Origin of the sequence: Polaribacter dokdonensis, assembly GCF_024362345.1 — a bacterium.
GTDB lineage: Bacteria > Bacteroidota > Bacteroidia > Flavobacteriales > Flavobacteriaceae > Polaribacter > Polaribacter dokdonensis.
In genome coordinates, this window is record NZ_CP101505.1 from 2,662,445 (window position 1) to 2,684,046 (window position 21,602).

The window sequence follows — 21,602 nt, forward strand, 5'->3', positions numbered from 1 at the left end:
AATCTACTTGAAATGAATAGTTTGCATAGCCTTTGGTTTAATTGCAGAAGTGTAAATTGTACCTTCAATATTCAAAGATATTTTAAAACCTTCATCATTGTTATTATAAATGACTAGAGCTAAACTGCCATCACTATTTTTTGCAGCTGTATAAATAAGATTATCAATAGGGTTACCTTTGGCTTCAATTCTAACCGCATTTGGACGAATAAATTTACTAAAGTGACCTAGCAAATAATATAATGGTGTATAAATAACTTCATCAGTTTTAGGATTGATTAAAACAGGTGCACTATTAAAATTATCATAAGGATTTGGTTTTCCTTCATTACTTAATATCATACACCATTCAATATAACCTTGTGTGCCATGGTTTAAATCTGTTATAATATCATAAGCATAGGTTTCAAAAGGAATAAATTTACCTGCGTAATCTGTACTTTCTCTCCAATATTGACCTATAGGATCTTTGACATCAATATCTATACTAGATTCAGTATGAATCATACCTTTGTTGGGCCAGTTTTCATGTAACTTATCTAGTTCTTTAGCATAGTAATTATGTGCTTTTAATTCAGAATTTGCATACCAGTGAAATCCTGTTCCCCATGCATATTTATTTGCATCTGGGTCATTATAAATGGTGTTTGCATAATTATTCATCACAGATTTGTTGTGGTCATAAATTAGAATTCGAACTCCATTATTTAAGTTGCTTGTATTCAAATGCCCATCTTTAACAAATTGAGGACCTAAATGATTTTTAAGAAAATCTCTTCCTTGTTCAGGTGTAAAACCATTGCTATCCCATCTTGCATCATGATAATGCAAAGGCTCATTTTGTGGAGTAATTCCCCAAATTTCTATTCCTTTTTCTTTATATGCGTTTACATACTTAGATAAATATTCTGCCCAAAGAGCATAGTATTTAGGTAGCAAACTACCATTAGTCATAGTGTTTGTTTCATTACTTTTCATCCATGAAGGAGGGCTCCAAGGTGAAGCAATTATCTTAAAATTAGCTCCTTCAATTTTTGAAGCTTCTAGAATCATTGGAACTAAATCATAATCTGGTTCCTCTAAATAGATGTTTTTAACTTGTTCATTTTCATCTCCTGTAAATCCTTTTAAATCTTCATAAATACTAAAAGTAGAAAGATCTAAATCATTTTCATCAACATAGGTGTAATGGTTGTTGGCATAGTCACTACTATTAATATGTGTTCTTGTTAAACTAAAACCTACACCTTTTGTTGGGCTAAATAGATTTGTTAAAACTTCTTTACGTAGTTTTACAGGAATGGTTGCTAAATTCCAAGCAGAAGATTCAGTAAACGATGCTCCAAAACCATAATATTTTTGAAACTCAACATTTGGGTTGACTTCAATAGTAACTGTTTTTAGATCAATTTTATCGTTATTGTTAGTTTTTGAGTTTACCAATTTAAGATTATCACCTGAAGATGAAGTCTGGTAGATACTCATTGTATATTTGGACCTCTCTTTATCTGATTTGCAACTAAAAATTAAAAAGAAACTGAAAAATAGTGTAAATTTTAAAATAGTATTCTTGGTCTTTTTCTGTTGCATTAGGTGTTTTTTAAATTATGCGATTTCTCCTCTATGAGGTTTTAAGGCATCTCTGTAGGTTTTCATGTCTTTTTCATCAACAATAATAAATGCAGAGACCAACATTGGGTTATTTTCTTTGATGGCTATTTCATGAAAATTTAGTTTTTCTAAAACTGCAAACTCTTTTAGGTGGATGGTATGATGTTTGGCAGTTTCTTTTGCATCTGGGCCTCTAAAATCCCACAATAATTTTATTTTTCTATCCATTGTGTTTAATGATTGATGAAGATAAATAAATTTCCCTCTGTAAAAGAAATTGTGACTTCATTATTTACTGCTTTATTTCGTGTGCCAATTCTTTCGCCAAAAATTAAATCTTCGTTTTTTAAAGGATATTGTAGGCCTTCAGTTAAAATATTTGTTGCTTTAGGAAAAGGAATTAAAGACACAATTTGGTCTTTACAACCTGTAATTTTGGTATTATTCTTAGCTAGAAAATACTTGCTATTATAATCATAAAAAGTAAGGTTTAATTTACTTTTCCATTGAATTGCAGTATGTAAGTTGCCTAAAAAATGATCTTGTTCTGCTCCACTTGCTCCATAAACATCAACTTTATAAAAGCCTCTATCAAAAAGAATTTGAAGTATTTTATCAAAATCTGTATAGTTCTGATCAGGTGTATTGATTACCTCTATTTCATTGGGTAATGTTTGTATAGAATCAAAATCACCAGCAATAAAAGTAGGAGTGATATTGTTTTTTTCTAGGTATTGATAAGCACCATCTGTAGCACAAATAATCTCATATTTGCTTAAATCTGGTAAGGAGTTTGGTTTTTCTCCATTTAATAGTAAAAAAACGTTATCATTCTTCATTTAAACAAAAATACAAACAAAAAAAACATCAACCCTTTATAAGAGTTGATGTTTTTTAAAGCTATAAATAGTAGTGCCTAGCTCTTTTTAGAGATTAAAATAATAGAAAATAATTTTCCTATTAAAAAAATAACTAAACCAAAAGTGGGGGATAATAAGCCAACTTTAAAACCGCCAGCTAAAACTTGAGGTGCAATATCTGCTGATTGAGAAATTTCTTCTAATGCACCAAGCATACCAATAATAAAGCCTAGTACTCCAAAAACAAAGGCAAATAAGCCTAGTTCTTTCATTATTTTTCTAGTTTTTTCTGAGTTGTCTTTTAATCCTTTTACAAATAAAATAATAATTGCAATTAGTAATAATAATAAAGGAACCATAAAAATTGGTCCACCTTGCATAATAAAGTTCATAAGATGTATTTTTTAAAATTATAGGTTAAATGTATTTTTAAATTCTGGTTTAATATTTTTTTTGCGACGAACTTCTTAATTAAAACTGCTTTTAACCAAAAATTTGGTTTAAATCTAATTTTATTTAAAACTGGTAGAATAGAGCTTTAAAACTGTATTTCGTCTCTAGTTTACTTTTGCAAGATAAAAAAAACCTTATTTTGTAGTATGAATAAAAGCATCCTAAATAAATTTTCAAAGATTCCTGTACATCTTTTGTTTTGGGTAATTGTATGGTTTTTCTTTTACACTTTTTTTAGTGCAGGTTCATCTAACCAAAGTTTTATTTTCTGGTTTTCGACTATTTTAAGTGTAGTTTCAATAGTTGCTTCTTACAGTTTTATGTATCAAATAATTCCTGATTATTTAATACAGAAAAAGTATAGTAAGTTTACCTTATATACCATCTATGCTTTTTTGTTTAGCATGTGTGTGGTTTTAATGACTATGGTTTTTGGCTTTGTATTTTTCTTTAATCTAGATTACCAAACAATGCCTGCTTTAACCAAAAACCCAGCAGTAATTTTAGTTTGTGTATTTCTAATTGTAGCTATTATGAGTAGTTATAAAGTAGTAAAGTATAACTTAAAAGCTATTGATGAAAAACGAGAATTAGAAACAAAAATCTTAAAAACCGAGTTACAATTAAAAGAACAAGAATTACGCTTTTTAAAAATGCAGATTCACCCTCATTTCTTGTTTAACACCTTAAACACTATTTATGGCTTTGCATTAAAAAAGTCTGAACATACTTCAGAAATGATTTTAAAGCTTTCTAATTTGTTAGACTATATTTTATATCAAGTAGATGAACCTTTGGTGCCCTTAAAAGAGGAGATTAAACATTTGAAAAATTATATTTCTTTAGAAAAACTAAGATTTCAAGAAGGTTTGGCTATAGATTTAAAAATTCATAATTTTAATGATGATGTAAAAATACCACCTATGATTTTTTTACCATTTATAGAAAATGCATTTAAACATGGTCATCAAATTAAGGATGTTTTAAAGGTTAATATAAATTTTGAATGTATAGAAGACAGGTTGATTTTTAAAATGGAAAATAGTACGCATCAAAAGAAAGAAAGTAAAAAAGGAATTGGTTTAGAGAATATTAAAAAAAGACTTGAAATGATTTACGAGGATGATTTTAAATTAAATATTACAAACAATTCAGAATCGTTTAAGGTTTATTTATCAATTCCAATGAAATAGTATGAAGAAGCTAAGTTGTGTTATTGTAGATGATGAGCCAATGGCTAGAGAAATTTTAGAATCATATATTCTAAAATCTCCTAATTTAGATTTGCAAAAGATTTGTAAAAATGCCTCAGAAGCCATTTTGCATATGCAAAACAGCCAAGTAGATCTTTATTTTTTAGATATTAATATGCCAGAGATAAGTGGGTTAAGTTTGGCTAAAATCATTAAAAATAATTCTAAAATTATCTTTACAACTGCTTATAGAGATTATGCAATTGAAGGTTTTAACCTAAATATTGTAGATTATTTATTAAAACCATTTTCTTTTGATCGATTTATGGAAGCAGTAGAAAAAGTAGCAAATACCAAAGATAAAATTGAAGATAAACATGATTTTATGTTTGTAAGATCAGACAGAAAAATGATAAAAATTGACTTTGATGCGATCTTGTATATAGAAAGTTTAAGCGATTATATTAAAATTTATTTAGAGGATAAAACCGTGGTTTGTAGAGAAACCATTAGCAATTTCGAAGAAAAACTACCAAATCAACTATTTATACGTACTCACAGATCTTTTATTGCAGCCATTAGAAAGATTAATTCCTACACCAATGAGTTTTTAGAAATTAAAGATAAAGCTGTACCAATTAGCAGAAGTTATAAAGAATCGGTTTTAGATAAATTAGCAGATGTTTAGTTATAGGTTTATATTTGTGATAAATTTTTAGACTTTGAATACAGATCAATTTTTAGTAAAATCAGACTTAAATTTAGTAGAAAAGGCAAAATTTACATGGAAAACACCAAGTAATATTGCTTTGGTAAAATATTGGGGAAAAAGTAATCCTCAAATTCCTAAAAATGCATCTATCAGTTTTACGCTAAATAATTGTCATACAATTACAACTGTCGAATTCGAAAAGATAGAAAAATCTTCTGAAGTTACTTTCGAATTGTTTTTTGAAGGAGAACAAAAAGAAGAATTTAAGCCAAAAATTGCAGAATTTTTTAAAAGAGTATCAGATTATTGTCCTTATATTTTTGACTATAAAATGATTATTCACTCAGAAAATTCATTTCCACATTCTAGTGGAATTGCATCTTCAGCAAGTGGTTTAAGTGCAATAGCCATGTGTTTAATGAGTTTAGAAAATGAACTTTCTACAGATTTACCTCAAGATTTTATCAATAAAAAAGCGTCATTTTTAGCAAGATTAGGTTCAGGAAGTGCAAGCAGAAGTATTGAAGGGCCATTAGTGGTTTGGGGGCAGCATTCTGAAATACCAGAAAGTTCAGATTTATTTGGAGTTCAGTTTCCTTTTAAAGTAGCTCCAATTTTCGAAAACTATCAAGATGTTATTTTGTTGGTAGATAAAGGAGAGAAACAAGTATCAAGTACTGTTGGTCATAACTTAATGCATAACCATCCTTATGCCGCAAATAGGTTTCAACAAGCCAATGATAATCTTACCAAAATTACAAATATTCTTAAAGAAGGAGATATTAAAAAATTTATCCATCTAGTTGAAAGTGAGGCTTTAACCTTGCATGCAATGATGCTAACTAGTGCTCCTTACTTTATTTTGATGAAGCCAAACACGCTAGAAATTATCAATAAAATATGGGAGTATAGAAACACGGCTAATAGTAATGTTTGTTTTACATTAGATGCAGGTGCAAATGTACATGTGTTGTTCCCAGAAAATGAGAGAGAAGAAGTGTTGCAATTCATTGATAAAGAGTTGTCTAAGTACTGTCAGAAAAATCATTATATTTGTGATACAGTAGGTTTAGGAGCTGCAAAATTGTAGTTTAACTGCTGTTAATTAGCTCTTTATGAATATTAAATTACTATTACCTCTATTTTTTTTAGCGTTTTTTTCGTTCTCTACCCATGCACAATCTAAAGTATATTTTGATGCAAATTGGAATGTGGTTACCAAAGAAAAAGCGGTTTATTACAGAACTATTTCTGCTAATAAACCTAAAAAAGAATGGATTATAGATTACTATATTTCAGGTAAAAAGGCACAAGAAGCTAACTATGTTAAGGGTAAGCCAGATGGTAAATTTTTAATGTATTACAATACAGGTGAGTTAAAAAGCATTGGTTTTTATGAAGATGGTTTAAAAGAAGGTGTTTGGAAAACTTATGATAAAAACGGAAAAATTATACAAAAAGGAAAGTATAAGAATGATGAAAAGGTGGGAGTTTGGAAAACTTTTTACAAAAACTTATAAATTCTAATAGAATAAATATTCGTATTTTTGTAAAACAACTGTAAAAGAAAAATGAAAGGTCCGTTATTTTATGCTAAAATTCTTCTGTTTGGAGAATATGGAATTATAAAAGATTCCAAAGGATTAGCAATTCCATTTAATGCTTATAGAGGTGCTTTAAAGTCTTCTAAAGATTTAGAAGGTGCAGCTAAAGATTCTAATGCAAACTTAGAACGCTTTTACAATCATTTATCGCAATTAAATTCTGATAAAGTTTCTTTTAACTTAGAAGCTTTTAAAAATGATATTGATAATGGAATGTATTTTGATTCTTCTATACCTCAAGGTTATGGTGTAGGAAGTTCAGGAGCATTAGTGGCATCAATCTACGATAAGTATGCTACAGATAAAATTACAGTTTTAGAAAACTTAACAAGAGAAAAGTTATTAAAGTTAAAAGAGATTTTTTCTTTAATGGAATCTTTCTTTCATGGTAAAAGTTCAGGTTTAGATCCTTTAAATTCTTATTTAAGCTTACCTATTTTAATTAACTCTAAAGAAAATATTGAGCCTGCAGGTATTCCTTCTCAGAAGGAAGGTAAAGGAGCTGTGTTCTTATTAGATTCTGAGCAAATTGGTGAAACAGAACCTATGGTTAACATTTTTATGAATAAAATGAAAAACGAAGGTTTTAGAAAAATGATAAGCGAAGAATTTGCGACACATACAGATGCTTGCATAGAAGATTTTTTATCTGGTAATGTATCTTCTTTATTTGGTAATGTAAAAAAGCTATCAAAGGTTGTTTTAAAGAATTTTAAGCCAATGATTCCTGTTGCTTTTCATAAAATTTGGGCTCAAGGTATTAGTACAAATGACTATTATTTGAAACTTTGTGGTTCTGGAGGTGGAGGTTACATCTTAGGTTTCACTGAAGATTACCAAAAGGCTCAAGAAAGTCTAAAAGACTATAAATTAGAATTAGTTTATAGATTCTAAATCATTTCTTATGAGTTCTTCTAAAATGAAGACTTTCTTAAAAAAAATATTTAGTTTACTATCTGTTGTAAGAGGATACAATATTTTAGTTTTAATAGCTGCTCAGTATTTGGCAGCTATATTTATTTTCTCTCCTCAAAACTCTATAAGAGCTGTAGTTTTTGATCTACATTTATTGTTTACGGTTATTGCAACTGTTTGTGTTGTTGCTGCTGGTTATATCATTAATAATTTTTATGATGTAAAAGTAGATCGAATTAATAGACCTGTTAAAACAGGAATAGATAATTATGTAAAGCAAGAAACCAAACTTAGCTTATATTTTATATTAAATTTTATAGGATTTTTATTCTCATGTTTCGTTAGTTGGAAAGCAGCACTTTTCTTTTCTGTATATATTTTCGGAATTTGGTTCTATTCACATAAGTTAAAGAAGTATCCCTTAACTGGTTTAATCTCTGCAACAGTGTTAACCATTCTGCCATTTTTTGTGATTTTCGTGTACTATAAAAATTTCTCAGAAATAATTTTTGTACACGCAATTTTCTTGTTTTTTGTAATTATGGTTAGAGAATTAATTAAAGATTTAGAGAATATGAAAGGCGCTTTGGCTAATAATTACAATACCTTTTCAGTAGCTTATGGAGAAAGAAAAACAAAAGAATTGTCTATTGTTTTGCTGATTTCTACCATTTTTCCAATAGCAATATTATTTAGATTTCCAGAGTTGAGTTATATGAAATATTACTTTTATTTAGCTTTAATTACCTTAATAGCTGTTGGTGTTTTTCTATGGATATCAAACAAGAAAAATCAGTATAGATTATTGCATAATACCTTGAAAATATTGCTTTTAATTGGTGTTTTTTCTTTAGTTTTTATAGATACTTCATTACTTTTAGAAAAAGTAATAGATAGCTTACATTAGAAATCTAATTTAAGTACCTTTGCCAAAATTTATAAAATGAACTCAAATAAAAACTCGTCGAGAAGACGACTTGAAGGCAAAAATAGTAAGCCTCTAAGTAGAAAGCCCTCTAACAAAAGAACTTCAAAAAAAGACGCTAATAAGTCGTCTAAACCAGGCCAAACTAATACATCTACAGGAATTCGTTTAAACAAGTATATTGCAAATTCTGGAGTTTGCTCTAGAAGAGAAGCAGATACGTATATTGAGCATGGAAGTGTAAAAGTGAATGGAAAACTGGTTACAGAAATGGGCTATAAAGTACAACCAGATGATGTTGTACAGTTTGATGGAACTTCTATTACACCAGAACAGAAAAGGTATATTTTACTAAATAAACCAAAGAATTACATAACAACTATGGATGATGATCGTGGAAGAAAAACGGTTATGGATCTTGTTGCAAACGCATCAAAAGAGAGAATTTATCCTGTAGGACGTTTAGATAGAAATACAACAGGTTTATTATTGTTTACCAATGATGGTGATTTGGCTAAAAAGTTGACACATCCTAAGCATAATGTACGCAAACTATATCATGCATCTTTAGATAAAAAACTAGATTTAAAAGATTTAGAAAAATTAAGAGGTGAGGTAATTATCGAAGGTAGAAAGGTGTTTATTGATGCTGTTTCTTATGTTGATGGTCAGCCAAAAACAGAAATTGGTATCGAAATTCATTCTGGTAGAAACAGAATTGTTAGAAAGATTTTTGAACACGTTGGTTACAAAGTAAATAAATTAGATAGAGTTATTTTTGCTGAGTTAACTAAGAAAAATTTACCAAGAGGTAGATGGAGAGCTCTAACAAATCAAGAACTGAGCAATTTACAAATGATGAAATAATTTCAAGCATTTAATTTAGATATAAACCTTTTAAGTATTCCTTAAAAGGTTTTTTTATGCCTGTAATACTATGTAATCTACAAGTTTTGCTGCGAGTTGAGCAGTAATATTATCCTTATCATATTTTGGATTTAATTCTGTAATATCACAAGCAATAACCTTATTACTTTTTAATAAAAAGGTTAAAGCTTGATAGATAAAGTTGGGGGACAATCCTAATGGTGATGCAGCACTTACGCCAGGAGCAAATGCAGATGAAAAACCATCTAAATCAATGGTGATGTATAAGTGGTTTACCTTTTCTAGAACTGAATTTAAATTGCATTTTACATTATCTGAAAAGGTTTCACAATCAAAATTTGTGAGGAAAGAAATATTTTTTTGTTTCGCAATTTCAAACAATTCTTTGGTATTAGACTGTTGTTGTATTCCAACTGGAAAGTAAACAACATTATCATTTTCTGATAATATTTGATTAAAAGGGGTTCCTGAATTTGGTTGTCTATCTATAACTCTCAAATCAAAATGAGCATCAAAATTTATAATTCCGATTTTGTTTTTTTGATCATTTGTAAGAGCTCCTTTAATTCCGTTAAATGTAGCGTAAGCAATATCATGTCCTCCACCAATTCCTATTGGGAAAATGTTATGGGTAATTAAGTGAGATATTGATTTTGAAAATGCTGCTTGACAATCCTCTAAGTTTTCATCAATACAAGTAATATCGCCAAAATCTGTTACTTTTTTATGTGTAAAATGTATAGGTAATTTCCCTAATTTTTGTCTTATAAATTCAGGCCCTTTTTTAGCGCCAACTCTCCCTTGGTTTCTTTTTACACCTTCATCACAGGCATAACCTAAGATTCCAAATTGTTTTTTTGTGCTATTTTCTATGGCTGTAATATCCGAAAAAGTAATTTTTTCATGCCAATACTGATTAGTATTTTCAGATTCTCTTCCTGAATATAATCTTTTATTTGTTGATTGATATTTGATGTTTAAATCTTTGAAAAAATCCATAGCTTAATTTTTAGCTTCTTTCCCTTTTAAATATACTTTATCTACACTATGATTTCCAAAAGAATAAGGAATGTAGTTGTAAGAGTTAATTTCTTTAGTAAGAATTAAATTTGCCAATTTTCCTCTGGTAATTGAACCTACTTTATCTTGAAGATTCATGGCATAAGCACCATTTATGGTTGCTGCATTTATAGCTTCTTCTGGTGTCATTTTCATTTTTATACAAGCAGTAGCAACTACAAAATTCATGTTTCCAGAAGGTGTAGAGCCAGGATTGTAATCTGTAGCCAAAGCCAATGGTAAACCATGATCAATCATTTTTCTGGCTGGTGTATATGGTATTCCTAAAAAATAAGAGCAACTTGGTAATGCAACTGGCATTGTTTGGGTATTCTTTAGAGCTTCAATATCTATATCTCTTATTTCTTCTAAATGATCTACAGATAGAACATTATGTTTAATTCCTTCTTGTATGCCTCCAATTGCATTAAACTGATTAACATGAATTTTACCTTGTAAACCATATTTTTTACCAGCTTCTAAAATCAGTTTTGTATCATTTACAGAGAAATAACCTTTTTCACAAAAAACGTCTATAAAATCGGTTAAATTTTCTTTTTCAATAATAGGTAAAACTTCGTTAATTAATAGTTCTAAATATTCAGGTTTACTATTTTCAAACTCTTTTGGTAATGCATGAGCTCCTAAAAATGTTGCCTTAATTTCTATAGGATAATTCTCCTTTAAGTGTTGTATAACACGTAACATTTTAAGCTCGGACTCTTTTGTTAAACCATAACCCGATTTAATTTCAACAGCACCTGTTCCTAACAGAATTATTTCTTCTAAACGTTTTTTACTTTGCTTATAAAGTTCATCTTCTGAAGTTGCTTGTAATTTCTTTGCCGAATTTAAAATACCACCTCCATTTTCTGCAATTTCGTTGTAGGTAAGTCCTTTAATTCTATCTACAAATTCACCTTCTCTATTTCCAGCATAAACAAGATGTGTGTGTGAATCGCACCAAGAAGGTAAAATCATTCTACCTGTTGCATCTACAATTTCAGCATCGATATTTGGACAATCTTCCATTGTTCCAAAATCTTTTATAATGCCATTTTTAACTAGTAAAAAAGCATTTTTCAAGGTTGGTAAAACACACATTTCTTTACCAGAAATAAAGTCGATTTTATCTTCTCTAACCTGAAGTAATTCTTTGATGTTTTTAAAAAGTATTTGCATTAGAAAAGATTTTTTAAATGATTTTCATCTACTAAATTAGGTAAAGTAACTTTTAGGTTAGGTGTTCTTTCCATTTCTCTTTTAATAGCAAAAATAGCTTCATCATTTCTTGCCCAACTTCTTCTAGCTATTCCATTATTAACATCGTAAAAGAGCATGTTTTTTAGCTTTTTATCTGCTTCTGCTGTACCATCTAAAAGCATTCCAAAACCTCCATTAATAACTTCTCCCCAACCAACTCCACCTCCATTGTGAATAGAAACCCAAGTTGCACCTCTAAAACTATCACCAATTACATTATGAATAGCCATATCTGCAGTGAATTTACTGCCATCATAAATGTTAGAAGTTTCTCTAAAGGGCGAATCTGTTCCACTTACATCATGATGATCTCTACCTAAAATTATTGGACCAATTGTTTTGTTTTTTATTGCTTTATTAAAAGCTTTTGCAATTTCTATTCTGCCTTCTGCATCTGCATATAATATTCTGGCTTTAGAGCCAACTACCATTTTATTAGACTTGGCATTTTCAATCCAAGTGATATTGTCTTGCATTTGTAATTGGATTTCTGAAGGTGCTTTTTTCATCAATCTTCGTAAAACAAGTGCAGCAATTTCATCGGTTTTATCTAAATCTTTTTGATTACCTGAAGCACAAACCCATCTAAAAGGACCAAAACCATAATCAAAGCACATTGGACCTAAAATATCTTGAATGTATGATGGATATTTAAAATCGATATTATTAGTATCCATAACATCTGCACCAGCTCTTGAAGCTTCTAGTAAAAAAGCGTTTCCATAATCGAAAAAGTAAGTTCCTTTTTTAACGTGATTATTAATAGTTTTTGCGTGTCTTACTAAAGATTCTTGAACCTTTTCTTTAAATAAATCTGGATTTTCTTTGATGAGAATATTTGCTTTGTCATAACTTAAATCTGCAGGATAATAACCTCCTGTCCATGGAATATGAAGTGAGGTTTGATCTGATCCAATATGAATAAAAATATTTTCTTTATCAAATTTTTCCCAAACATCTATTACATTTCCTATATAAGCTATAGAAATAACTTCATTATTTTCTTGTGCTTTTTTAGTGATTTGTACAAGTATATTTATGTCATCAATTAGAATATCTACCCAACCTTGTTGATGTCTTTTTATGGCAGCTTTTCTGTTTACTTCTGCACAAATTGTAATGCAACCAGCAATATTACCTGCTTTTGGTTGTGCACCACTCATGCCTCCTAAACCTGCAGTTAAAAATATCTTTCCATTCGGATTTTCATCAGGTTTCAAAATTTTTCGAAAAGCATTCATTACAGTAATTGTAGTGCCATGTACTATGCCTTGTGGGCCTATGTACATAAAAGATCCTGCAGTCATTTGGCCATATTGAGTTACACCTAAAGCATTAAATTTTTCCCAATCATTAGGTTTTGAGTAGTTAGGAATCATCATTCCATTTGTAACTACAACTCTTGGCGCATTTTTGCTGGATGGAAATAAACCCATTGGATGACCTGAGTACAAATGCAAGGTTTGTTCGTTAGTCATTATCGCCAAATATTGCATTACCAATAGATATTGAGCCCAGTTTTGAAATACAGCTCCATTACCACCATAAGTTATCAATTCTTCTGGATGTTGTGCAACATCAGGATTTAAATTATTCTGAATCATTAACATTAAAGCAGCTGCTTGTTTCGTTTTGGCTGGATATTCTGAAATGGCTCTAGCATATATTTTATGCTTTGGTTTAAAGCGAAACATATATATTCTTCCATATTCTATCAACTCAGATGCAAATTCAACAGCTAGTTCTTGATGCCATGCTTTTGGGAAATAACGCAAGGCATTTTTTATTGCCAATTGCTTTTCTGAAGTAGTTAAAATATCTTTTCTTTTAGGAGCTCTATTTGTGCTTTCTAAATCCTTAATCTTTGGAGGTAAAATAGCAGGGATTCCTTGTAAAATTTCTTCTTTAAAAGTCATAGCCATTTATTTAACAATTATTGCTTTGTTCTTTACTAACTGAATCATAGCACTGATGTCATTTTTTAACAAGCGATCGTCTTCTAGTTTTTTTACTTTTGATCTAATAATTTTGTAGTTTTCTTCAATTATTTTAGAGAAGGTATTAGGTCTTCTAAATTCTAAAGCTTGTGCAGCATATAACAGCTCAATAGCTAAAATTTTATCTAAATTTTCTAAAATTTGATTTAATTTTCTTCCAGATATGCTACCCATAGAAACATGATCTTCTTGGCCTAAAGAAGTTGGAATACTATCTGCAGAAGGAGGAAAGCAAAGTGATTTATTCTCAGTAACCAAAGCTGCTGTAGTGTATTGAGGAATCATAAAACCTGAATTTAACCCTCCACTTTTGGTTAATAATCTTGGTAAACCGTATTTGCCTTCTAATAATAAATAACAACGTCTGTCTGCAATATTTCCTAATTCAGAGGCAGCAATTGAGCAATAATCTAGAGCCATGGCTAAGGGTTGTCCATGAAAGTTGCCACCAGAAATAGCTTCAGTTTCACTTAAAATTATTGGGTTGTCAGTTACAGAATTCATTTCAATTTCTGCCAATTCTAATAAATGATAAAAAGCATTTCTAGAAGCTCCATGAACTTGAGGAATACATCTCATAGAATAAGGATCTTGAACTCGCTCACAGTTTTCATGTGAAGTTATATTTTGAGAATCTTTGAATAAAATTCTCATTCTTTCAGCTACTTTTATGCTGCCTTTAAAAGGTCTTATTGCATGTAATTCTGGTTTAAAGGGAGATGAACTACCTTTATAACCTTCAATGCTCATTGCTCCACAAACATCAGCTAAATCTAATAAGTACTCCATTTTTGTAAGTCCAGCAATAGTATGTGCTAAAATAAATTGAGTTCCGTTAATCAAACCTAGGCCCTCTTTGGCTTCTAATTCAATTGTATTTAAATTGTAAGTTTCTAGAATTTCACCTGCAGAATATATTTCATCATTAATCCAAAATTCACCTTCACCAATTAAAGGTAAAAACAAATGAGAAAGAGGGGCTAAATCACCAGAAGCACCAACAGAACCTTGTTTGGGCACAGTTGGTAATAAATCATTTTCTATAAAAAATATAATACGTTCTATAACTTCTAAACGAACGCCAGAAAATCCTTGGCAAAGTGCATGTACTTTACAAATCATCATTAATTTAGATAAATGCCTATCTATATTTTCTCCAACACCAACAGCATGTGTAATTAAAAGATTTTTTTGAAGTAAGTTGGTTTCTTCTTTCGAAATTTTCACATCACAAAGAGGACCAAAACCAGTATTTATGCCATAAACAACCTTATCACTATTAGTGATTGCAGTTACTTTATTTCTGCAGTTAATTATTTTTTCTTCAGCTTCATTGGTAATTACACCTTTTAAAGTGCCATTTGCAATTTCATTTACACTTTTTAAGGTTAGTAAATCTATTCCGTATTTGAACATTGTGTTATTTTCTGTTGGGTTGCTACAAAGTTATAATTACTTTTGATGCTTTATAATATCATTTATATTGTTAAATAATGCTTGTAGGTTATCAAATAGAATTACGTCATATAAAATATTTTTTGGCAGTTGCTGAAGAATTACATTTTAGAAAAGCAGCCGAAAAACTGTTTATTTCTCAACCTGGTTTAAGCAGGCAGATTAAAATATTAGAAGAAGAGTTAGGAGTTGTTCTTTTTGAAAGAAATAATAGAAATGTAGTTTTAACTGCTGTTGGAGAATATTTAAAAGTAGAATTATCAAATCAAATAAAGATGCTTGCCAACACTTTAGATAGCGCAAAATTATTACAAGAAGGTAAGAAGGGAGATTTGAAAATAGGTTATGTAGGATCTGCAATGCAGGATGTAATTCCGAAGTTATTAATAAACTTTGAAAAGGATAATCCAAATGTATTATTTGATTTAAAAGAGCTAGATAATAAAAAACAAATAGACGATTTATTGTCACTTTCTATTGATGTTGGGTTTGTGAGATTAAGAAGAATTCCTAGAGATTTAGAAATTAGAACGGTTTTAAACGAACATTTTTGTTTGGTACTCCCCAAAAATCATCCTATAAATAAGTCTAATTTTACAAGTTTGTTAGATGTTAAAGAAGCTTCTTTTATTTTATTCGATGCCAAATACAGTGCTTCTTATCATGAGAAAGTGATGCAGATTTTTGATGATTGTGGTTTTACTCCCATAGTTTCTCACAATACCATACATTCTAGTTCTATTTTTAAATTAGTAGAAAATAATTTTGGAATATCTATTGTACCAAAATCACTAGCCAAGAAAGAGGGCTATAAGATTAAGTTTATTGAATTAGATATGATTCCTCAAAAAACAAAGTTATCTGTTGTTTGGAATAAAAAGAATACCAATCCTATTTTACAAGAATTTTTAAGGCTTATATAGTTTAGATATCAACAAGTTAAATGTTTTTTAATTAGGAAACGTTGTAAATGCAAAAACCCTGTAAACAAAAGTTTACAGGGTTTTAATGTGGTACCTCCAGGAATCGAACCAGGGACACAAGGATTTTCAGTCCTTTGCTCTACCAACTGAGCTAAGGTACCATTACCATTAGCGGATGCAAATATAAAATGTTTTTTTACATCTCCTACATAAAATTGAAAAAAATGTGTTGTATTTTTGAAATTCATTAAATTTCAAGAATGAATTTAGCTATCGATGTTGGTAATACAAGAGTAAAAGCGGCTGTCTTTGAGGGGGATAAGCTTCTAGTGATTCAATATTTTAAAAGAGAAGAAATAATTATAGAACTCAAAAAAATATTTAAAACCTATCAAATTAAAGAGGCTATAATTGCAAATGTAGCATCAGTTTCATCAGAAGTTCTAGAAGAAATCAATAATATTGTCAGACTAACAAGAGTAAATTCTATAATGAAATTACCATTTATCAATAAGTATGCTACTCCTCATACTTTAGGTTTAGATAGACTAGCGCTTGTTTTTGGTGCAGTTTTAAAATACGAGAATCAAAATACGCTTATTATAGATGCAGGTACTTGTATTACTTATGATTTTGTAGATAAAGAAAATAAGTATTTTGGAGGTGCAATTTCTCCAGGACTAGAAATGAGGTACAAATCTTTAAATCATTTTACTTCAAAATTACCATTGCTAGAGGTTGCTATTCCAAATCAATTTGTTGGTAACAGTACAAAAGAAAGTATTCATTCAGGTGTTGTTAATGGGCTTTTACAAGAAATTGAGGGCGTCATTTCTCAATACAAAAACAAATATTCAGATTTAACAGTTGTTTTAACAGGAGGAGATACAAATTTCTTGTCAAAACAATTAAAAAGTAGCATATTTGCCAATCAAAATTTTCTCCTAGAAGGATTAAATAGAATACTTATTTTTAACAATAACAAATGATTAGAAAGATTGTAGTAATTGTTTTACTATTTGCTTCTGCAAGCTTTATGGCCCAAAGATCTAATTCATCTCCTTACTCATATTTTGGTGTAGGTGAAGAATTTAATACAAATACAGTAATTCAAAATTCTATGGGAGGTATTGGTGTTGCATTTAACCATTACAAATATTTAAACTTTACAAACCCAGCAGCTTACGCAAATTTACGTTACACAACTTATGGTTTTGGGGTGTTAAATAATGATTTAACAGTAAAGACTTCTACTACCAGTCAAAATAGTACTTCAACTAGTATTACTTATGTAGCTTTAGCAGTTCCAATTGGTCAAAAAGCAGGTTTTTCTATTGGTTTACAACCTTTTTCTTCTGTAGGTTATTCTTTAAATAATGCAGTATTAAATACTGATGGAAGTACTTCAGAAATAACACTTTATTCAGGTAATGGAGGTATCAATAAGATTTACGGAAGTTTTGGTATTAAGTTATTTAAAGAACTTTCTTTAGGTGTAGAAGCAGATTTTAGTTTTGGTAGTGTAGAAAATAGCATTATTAATCAAAGAGATAATGTTTCTTTAGCTACTAAATATAATGAAGAAACAGATATTAGAGGAGGAGCTTTAAAGCTTGGAGCTCAGTATAAAAAAGAATTAAAAAACAACTTAGTTTTAGATTTAGGAGCAACTGTAAAGCTAGCACACGATTTAAATGTGACAGGTAAAGACTATTTATACTCTTTAACTTTTAGTTCAGGAGGAGGAGAGTCTCCTAGAGATACTTTATCTATTTCAAATATTAATGGTAGTTACACAATTCCTATCAAATCTACTTTTGGTGCAGGTATTGGTAAATTAGACAAATGGTATGCAGGAGTTGAGTACGAAAATCAAGATGCTTTTACAACAAATGGCCTTTTAGCAAATACTAATAATGCATATAAATATGGTAACTCTAACAGATTTTCTGTGGGAGGTTATTACTTACCAAAAATAAATTCAATTTCAAGTTATTGGAGCAGAGTTACTTATAGAGCTGGTTTGCGTTTTGAAAACACAGGTTTATTAGTAGATGGTACAGGAACTAATACAGATTTTACAGAAATTAAAGACTTTGGCATATCTTTTGGTCTAGGTTTACCACTAAAGAGATTATCTACAGTTAATGCCGGATTTGAATTTGGTAAAAGAGGAACCACAGCAAATAATTTAATTCAAGAAAATTATTTTAATTTTAGATTAAGCTTATCTTTGTCTGATACTTGGTTCGTAAAAAGAAGAATAGATTAAAAATAAAATTATCAAAATGAAGAAAATAACGTTTTTACTAGCAGCAACACTATTATTTATCTCTGCTAAAACTAATGGGCAAGATGATGCAAAAAGAGAGTGTCAAATTAAATACAACTTATTTAAAGGTGATTATACCTCTAAAAAGTACGATGACGCTTTAATCAATTTAAACTATCTATTAGATAATTGCCAAGACTTATCTGTAAGTGTTTATCAATTAGGTTCTACTATGGCTGAGAAAGGAATTAAAGACCCTGTTTTAGCAAAAAGAATCTATGAACAAAGATTACAATACTTCCCAAAGAAAAACCCAGCTAAAGTACATAGTGATTATGCAACTTATTTAATGAGCAATAAGTTAGCTACAGATGATGAGGTTTTTACCATATTAGAGAAAGCATATAGTATTGACCCAACTAAAATGGGAGTTAAAAATTTATACGTTTATTTTCAAGGAGTAACTGATAGAAACAAAGATTCTAATCCACAAAAAGTATTTGATACTTATGATGATGTATTAGAGAATGTAAATAAAAAGTTAGATAATTATGCTGCACAATTAAGAAAATTAAGTGTAGATACTATCAGAAATAAAAAGAAAATTTATGCTTACACAGTAAACTCTAAAGCTTTAGGTCAAGTTGAAGGAGGTTTAGATAATATGATTTCTGAAATTGCTACCTGTGAAAGATTAGTGCCTTTATATGAAAGAGATTTCGAAGCGAATAAATCAAACTCAGTTTGGTTAAGAAGAGCAGTATCTAGAATGTTCGAAAAAGAATGTCAAGATGAGCCAATGTATGAGAAGTTAGCAAAGGCATATGCAGAAGCAACTCCATCTCCAGATTCATATACTTTTTATGCTGGTATTTTAGAGAAAAATGGTGATGAAAGTGGAGCAGCAGCAATGAGAGAAAAAGCTTTTAATTTAGAAACAGACCCTATTAAGAAGGCAAAATATAAATTAAAGTTTGCACAAGCAGCTAAGTCTAGAGGGCAATTATCTAAGGCTAGAAGTTTAGCAAGAGAAGCAATTAGTTTTAATCCAAATTATGGTAGAGCATATTTATTAATTGGTAGCTTATACCAATCAAGTGTAAATAGTTGTGGAGATGATGAATTTGAAAAGAGAATGGTGTACGCAGCAGCTTTAAGACAAGCACAAATTGCAGCAAGAGTGGACCCAAGTATCTCTTCTACTGCTTCTAAATACATTAGAAGTTATAGAGCAAATTTACCAAGTAAAAAAGTAATCTTTACAAAAGGAGCACAAGTAGGAGCTTCTCATACAATCAAATGTTGGATTGGTGAAACTGTAAAAGTTGCTTCAAGCGACTAAAGATGAAAAACATTTTGAAAATATTTTTAAAAAGTACTACTGTTTGTTTCATAGCAGTAGTACTTTTTTCATGTTCTAACAACACCCAAAAAGCTAGAGATTTTTTAGCGGATAAAAATTTACCTGTTGGTACAGCAAAAGATATTTATCATATTTATAAAGATTCTGGTAGAATAACATCTAAGTTAATTACCAATAAAATGCTAGATTTTAGCAACAGAGAAGCACATCCTTACAGCGAGTTTCCAAATGGTATTAAAATTATCAATTTCGAAAATAAAGGAGCAGATTCTGTAACTATTATTGGTGATTACGCAATTACGTATTCTAAGACGTCAATTTCTGAAATTAGAGGAAATGTGGTTGTAAAAAACCATACAGATAAATCTAAACTAGTTACAGAACAGTTGTTTTGGGATGAAAAAACAAAGTATTTTGTTTCAGAAAAACCATTTACCTTAACCAAAGAAAATGATACCATTTTTGGTATAGGTTTCGAATCTAAAGATGATTTGTCTAAACATCTAGCAAAAAAGACAACAGGAAAATTAGAAACTACAGAAAATTAACCCATGACTAAAATTTGGAAATTCTTTCAATATGGCTATTTAATGGTCGCTTTTATTTGCTTAGTAGAAGGTATAGTTCGTTTTAATACAGAAAGAACTAGGGCTTATTTGTTTCTTGGCTTTTCAATTTTTATTACATTAGTGTTCTTCTTTAAGAGACATTTTAGAAAAAAAGTTGAAAAAAGAAATAACCAAAATAAGTAATACGTATCTTTTTTAATGGAGGTCGAACTCATTATTATCATTATATCTATTCTATTATCTGCATTTTTTTCAGGTATGGAAATTGCATTTGTTTCCGCAAATAAAATGCATATAGAGTTAGAGAAAAAAAGGGCAGGGTTTATACCAAAAATCTTAACGGTTATTACTCAGAAATCTTCTAAGTTTATTACTACCATGCTTGTTGGTAATAATATTTCTTTGGTAATATACAGTTATTATATGGGTAGATTACTCATAAGATTCTTTCCTTTAGAAGGCTTTAATGACTTTTCTATCTTATTGATTCAAACAGTAATTTCAACCATTATAATTTTAATAACAGCAGAGTTTTTACCAAAAGCAATTTTTAGAATTTATGCGAACGAAGTTTTAAAGATTTTTGCAATTCCTGCTTATATTTTTTATTATCTATTTCATTTCTTTTCAGAATTCATAACCCTAATTTCAGATTTTTTTTTACGCGTTTTCTTCAAAACAAATTCAGACGAACAGCAAACAGAATTTAGTAAAGAAGAATTAGGTAATTACATAAATGAGCAATTAGAAACTGGTAATGATGATGATGAATTAGACTCAGAAATACAGATTTTTCAGAATGCTTTAATTTTTCAGAATGTAAAAGCAAGAGAAGTAATGGTGCCTAGAACAGAAATTATTTCTGTAGAAATCCATGAAACCGTAACCAATCTTAAAAAGCTTTTTATAGAAACAGGTTTGTCTAAAGTATTGGTTTATAAAACCTCTTTAGATGATGTTTTAGGCTATGTAAATGCTTTTGAATTATTCAAAAAACCCAAAACAATTAAATCTATTTTGTTGCCTTTAGAAATTGTGCCAGAATCAATGATGATAAACGATATTCTAAATACGTTAATGAAAAAAAGAAAAAGTGTTGCTGTAGTTGTAGATGAATATGGAGGTACTTCTGGTATGATAACTGTTGAAGATATTGTAGAAGAATTGTTTGGAGAAATAGAAGACGAACATGATTCTCAAGAGTTTTTAGAAGAGAAGATTAAAAAAGATCAATTTAATTTTTCTGCAAGATTAGAGGTAGATTATTTAAATGAAGAATACGATTTAAATATACCAAAATCTGAAGCCTATGAAACCTTAGGTGGTTTTATTATAGAGCATACAGAAAATATTCCAGAAGAGAATGAGTTGGTAGAAATAGATAATTTCGAGATTACTATCTTAAAAATTAGCGGAGCAAAAATAGATGAGGTTTCAGTTAAAATTTCTAATCTAGAAGACTAAATAACCACTTACATTTCTATACATCTAAAATTCGCTTAACAACCTACTAATAAGTAGAAATTGGGTTGCAATATTA

General features: G+C 29.6%; 21 protein-coding genes and 1 tRNA gene. 13 read left to right on the forward strand and 9 right to left on the reverse strand.

What is annotated here, in order from left to right; genetic code table 11:
- Window positions 1–3: 3 nt before the first annotated feature.
- The 4 genes from LPB302_RS11815 to LPB302_RS11830 form a co-directional block, all read right to left on the reverse strand.
- Window positions 4–1,485 (reverse strand): glycoside hydrolase family 30 protein, encoded by a 1,482-nt coding sequence (locus LPB302_RS11815; RefSeq protein WP_053973358.1) that lies wholly within the window; start codon window positions 1,483–1,485, stop codon window positions 4–6.
- 120 nt (window positions 1,486–1,605) lie between these two features.
- Complete coding sequence (locus tag LPB302_RS11820; RefSeq protein WP_053973357.1) at window positions 1,606–1,839, reverse strand: hypothetical protein; 234 nt, start codon at window positions 1,837–1,839, stop codon at window positions 1,606–1,608.
- Between the two features lie 5 nt (window positions 1,840–1,844).
- On the reverse strand, window positions 1,845–2,450 hold the full coding sequence (locus LPB302_RS11825; protein ID WP_053973356.1) for a thiamine diphosphokinase: 606 nt from the start codon (window positions 2,448–2,450) through the stop codon (window positions 1,845–1,847).
- 77 nt (window positions 2,451–2,527) lie between these two features.
- On the reverse strand, window positions 2,528–2,863 hold the full coding sequence (locus LPB302_RS11830; protein WP_053973355.1) for a MotA/TolQ/ExbB proton channel family protein: 336 nt from the start codon (window positions 2,861–2,863) through the stop codon (window positions 2,528–2,530).
- Window positions 2,864–3,070: 207 nt separating this feature from the next.
- Here LPB302_RS11830 and LPB302_RS11835 point away from each other — a divergent pair, with 207 nt between their 5' ends.
- The 7 genes from LPB302_RS11835 to LPB302_RS11865 are packed head-to-tail and all read left to right on the forward strand — an operon-like array spanning window position 3,071 to window position 9,140.
- Complete coding sequence (locus LPB302_RS11835) at window positions 3,071–4,117, forward strand: sensor histidine kinase (RefSeq protein ID WP_053973354.1); 1,047 nt, start codon at window positions 3,071–3,073, stop codon at window positions 4,115–4,117.
- A gap of 1 nt (window position 4,118) precedes the next feature.
- A complete protein-coding gene (locus LPB302_RS11840; RefSeq protein WP_053973353.1) occupies window positions 4,119–4,805 on the forward strand; it encodes a LytR/AlgR family response regulator transcription factor in 687 nt (228 codons plus the stop codon).
- A 34-nt stretch (window positions 4,806–4,839) separates the two neighbouring features.
- Window positions 4,840–5,919, forward strand: coding sequence for a diphosphomevalonate decarboxylase (locus LPB302_RS11845; protein WP_053973352.1), 1,080 nt, complete (start codon window positions 4,840–4,842; stop codon window positions 5,917–5,919).
- A 25-nt stretch (window positions 5,920–5,944) separates the two neighbouring features.
- Window positions 5,945–6,349, forward strand: a complete 405-nt coding sequence (locus LPB302_RS11850; protein WP_053973351.1) for a toxin-antitoxin system YwqK family antitoxin — start codon at window positions 5,945–5,947, stop codon at window positions 6,347–6,349.
- A gap of 51 nt (window positions 6,350–6,400) precedes the next feature.
- Window positions 6,401–7,327, forward strand: coding sequence for a mevalonate kinase family protein (locus LPB302_RS11855; protein WP_053973350.1), 927 nt, complete (start codon window positions 6,401–6,403; stop codon window positions 7,325–7,327).
- Window positions 7,328–7,337: 10 nt separating this feature from the next.
- Window positions 7,338–8,255, forward strand: a complete 918-nt coding sequence (locus tag LPB302_RS11860; protein WP_053973349.1) for a geranylgeranylglycerol-phosphate geranylgeranyltransferase — start codon at window positions 7,338–7,340, stop codon at window positions 8,253–8,255.
- A 36-nt stretch (window positions 8,256–8,291) separates the two neighbouring features.
- Complete coding sequence (locus tag LPB302_RS11865) at window positions 8,292–9,140, forward strand: pseudouridine synthase (RefSeq protein WP_053973348.1); 849 nt, start codon at window positions 8,292–8,294, stop codon at window positions 9,138–9,140.
- 54 nt (window positions 9,141–9,194) lie between these two features.
- Here LPB302_RS11865 and hutG read toward each other — a convergent pair whose 3' ends face one another.
- From hutG to hutH, 4 genes are read right to left on the reverse strand one after another with little or no spacing between them, the layout of a single operon-like run.
- Window positions 9,195–10,160 carry a formimidoylglutamase gene (hutG, locus tag LPB302_RS11870; protein ID WP_053973347.1) on the reverse strand — a complete coding sequence of 322 codons (966 nt, stop codon included), beginning with the start codon at window positions 10,158–10,160 and terminating at the stop codon, window positions 9,195–9,197.
- Between the two features lie 3 nt (window positions 10,161–10,163).
- The gene (gene hutI, locus LPB302_RS11875; RefSeq protein ID WP_053973346.1) at window positions 10,164–11,402 is read right to left on the reverse strand and encodes an imidazolonepropionase; all 1,239 of its coding nucleotides are present in this window, start codon (window positions 11,400–11,402) and stop codon (window positions 10,164–10,166) included.
- Window positions 11,402–13,399, reverse strand: a complete 1,998-nt coding sequence (gene hutU, locus LPB302_RS11880; RefSeq protein ID WP_053975272.1) for a urocanate hydratase — start codon at window positions 13,397–13,399, stop codon at window positions 11,402–11,404. The genes hutI and hutU overlap by 1 nt, the downstream gene beginning before the upstream one ends.
- A 6-nt stretch (window positions 13,400–13,405) precedes the next feature.
- Entirely contained in the window at window positions 13,406–14,896 is a 1,491-nt protein-coding gene (gene hutH, locus LPB302_RS11885; protein ID WP_053973345.1) for a histidine ammonia-lyase, read from the reverse strand.
- A 77-nt stretch (window positions 14,897–14,973) separates the two neighbouring features.
- Here hutH and LPB302_RS11890 point away from each other — a divergent pair, with 77 nt between their 5' ends.
- Window positions 14,974–15,858: a LysR family transcriptional regulator gene (locus LPB302_RS11890; protein ID WP_053973344.1), complete on the forward strand. Its 885-nt coding sequence runs from the start codon at window positions 14,974–14,976 to the stop codon at window positions 15,856–15,858.
- An 88-nt stretch (window positions 15,859–15,946) separates the two neighbouring features.
- Here LPB302_RS11890 and LPB302_RS11895 read toward each other — a convergent pair.
- Window positions 15,947–16,019 (reverse strand) — tRNA-Phe (locus LPB302_RS11895).
- 99 nt (window positions 16,020–16,118) lie between these two features.
- Between LPB302_RS11895 and LPB302_RS11900 the strand changes: the two genes are divergently transcribed.
- The 5 genes from LPB302_RS11900 to LPB302_RS11920 all read left to right on the forward strand — a co-directional run bounded on the left by LPB302_RS11900 (window position 16,119) and on the right by LPB302_RS11920 (window position 21,526).
- Window positions 16,119–16,847: a type III pantothenate kinase gene (locus LPB302_RS11900; protein ID WP_053973343.1), complete on the forward strand. Its 729-nt coding sequence runs from the start codon at window positions 16,119–16,121 to the stop codon at window positions 16,845–16,847.
- A complete protein-coding gene (bamG, locus tag LPB302_RS11905) occupies window positions 16,844–18,130 on the forward strand; it encodes a BamG family beta-barrel-assembly machinery protein (protein WP_053973342.1) in 1,287 nt (428 codons plus the stop codon). Before LPB302_RS11900 ends, bamG begins: the two co-directional genes overlap by 4 nt.
- 16 nt (window positions 18,131–18,146) lie before the next feature.
- Window positions 18,147–19,472: a tetratricopeptide repeat protein gene (locus LPB302_RS11910; RefSeq protein WP_053973341.1), complete on the forward strand. Its 1,326-nt coding sequence runs from the start codon at window positions 18,147–18,149 to the stop codon at window positions 19,470–19,472.
- Window positions 19,473–19,474: 2 nt separating this feature from the next.
- Window positions 19,475–20,041, forward strand: a complete 567-nt coding sequence (lptC, locus tag LPB302_RS11915; protein WP_053973340.1) for an LPS export ABC transporter periplasmic protein LptC — start codon at window positions 19,475–19,477, stop codon at window positions 20,039–20,041.
- Between the two features lie 219 nt (window positions 20,042–20,260).
- Entirely contained in the window at window positions 20,261–21,526 is a 1,266-nt protein-coding gene (locus LPB302_RS11920; RefSeq protein WP_074613528.1) for a hemolysin family protein, read from the forward strand.
- The last annotated feature ends 76 nt before the right edge of the window (window positions 21,527–21,602 follow it).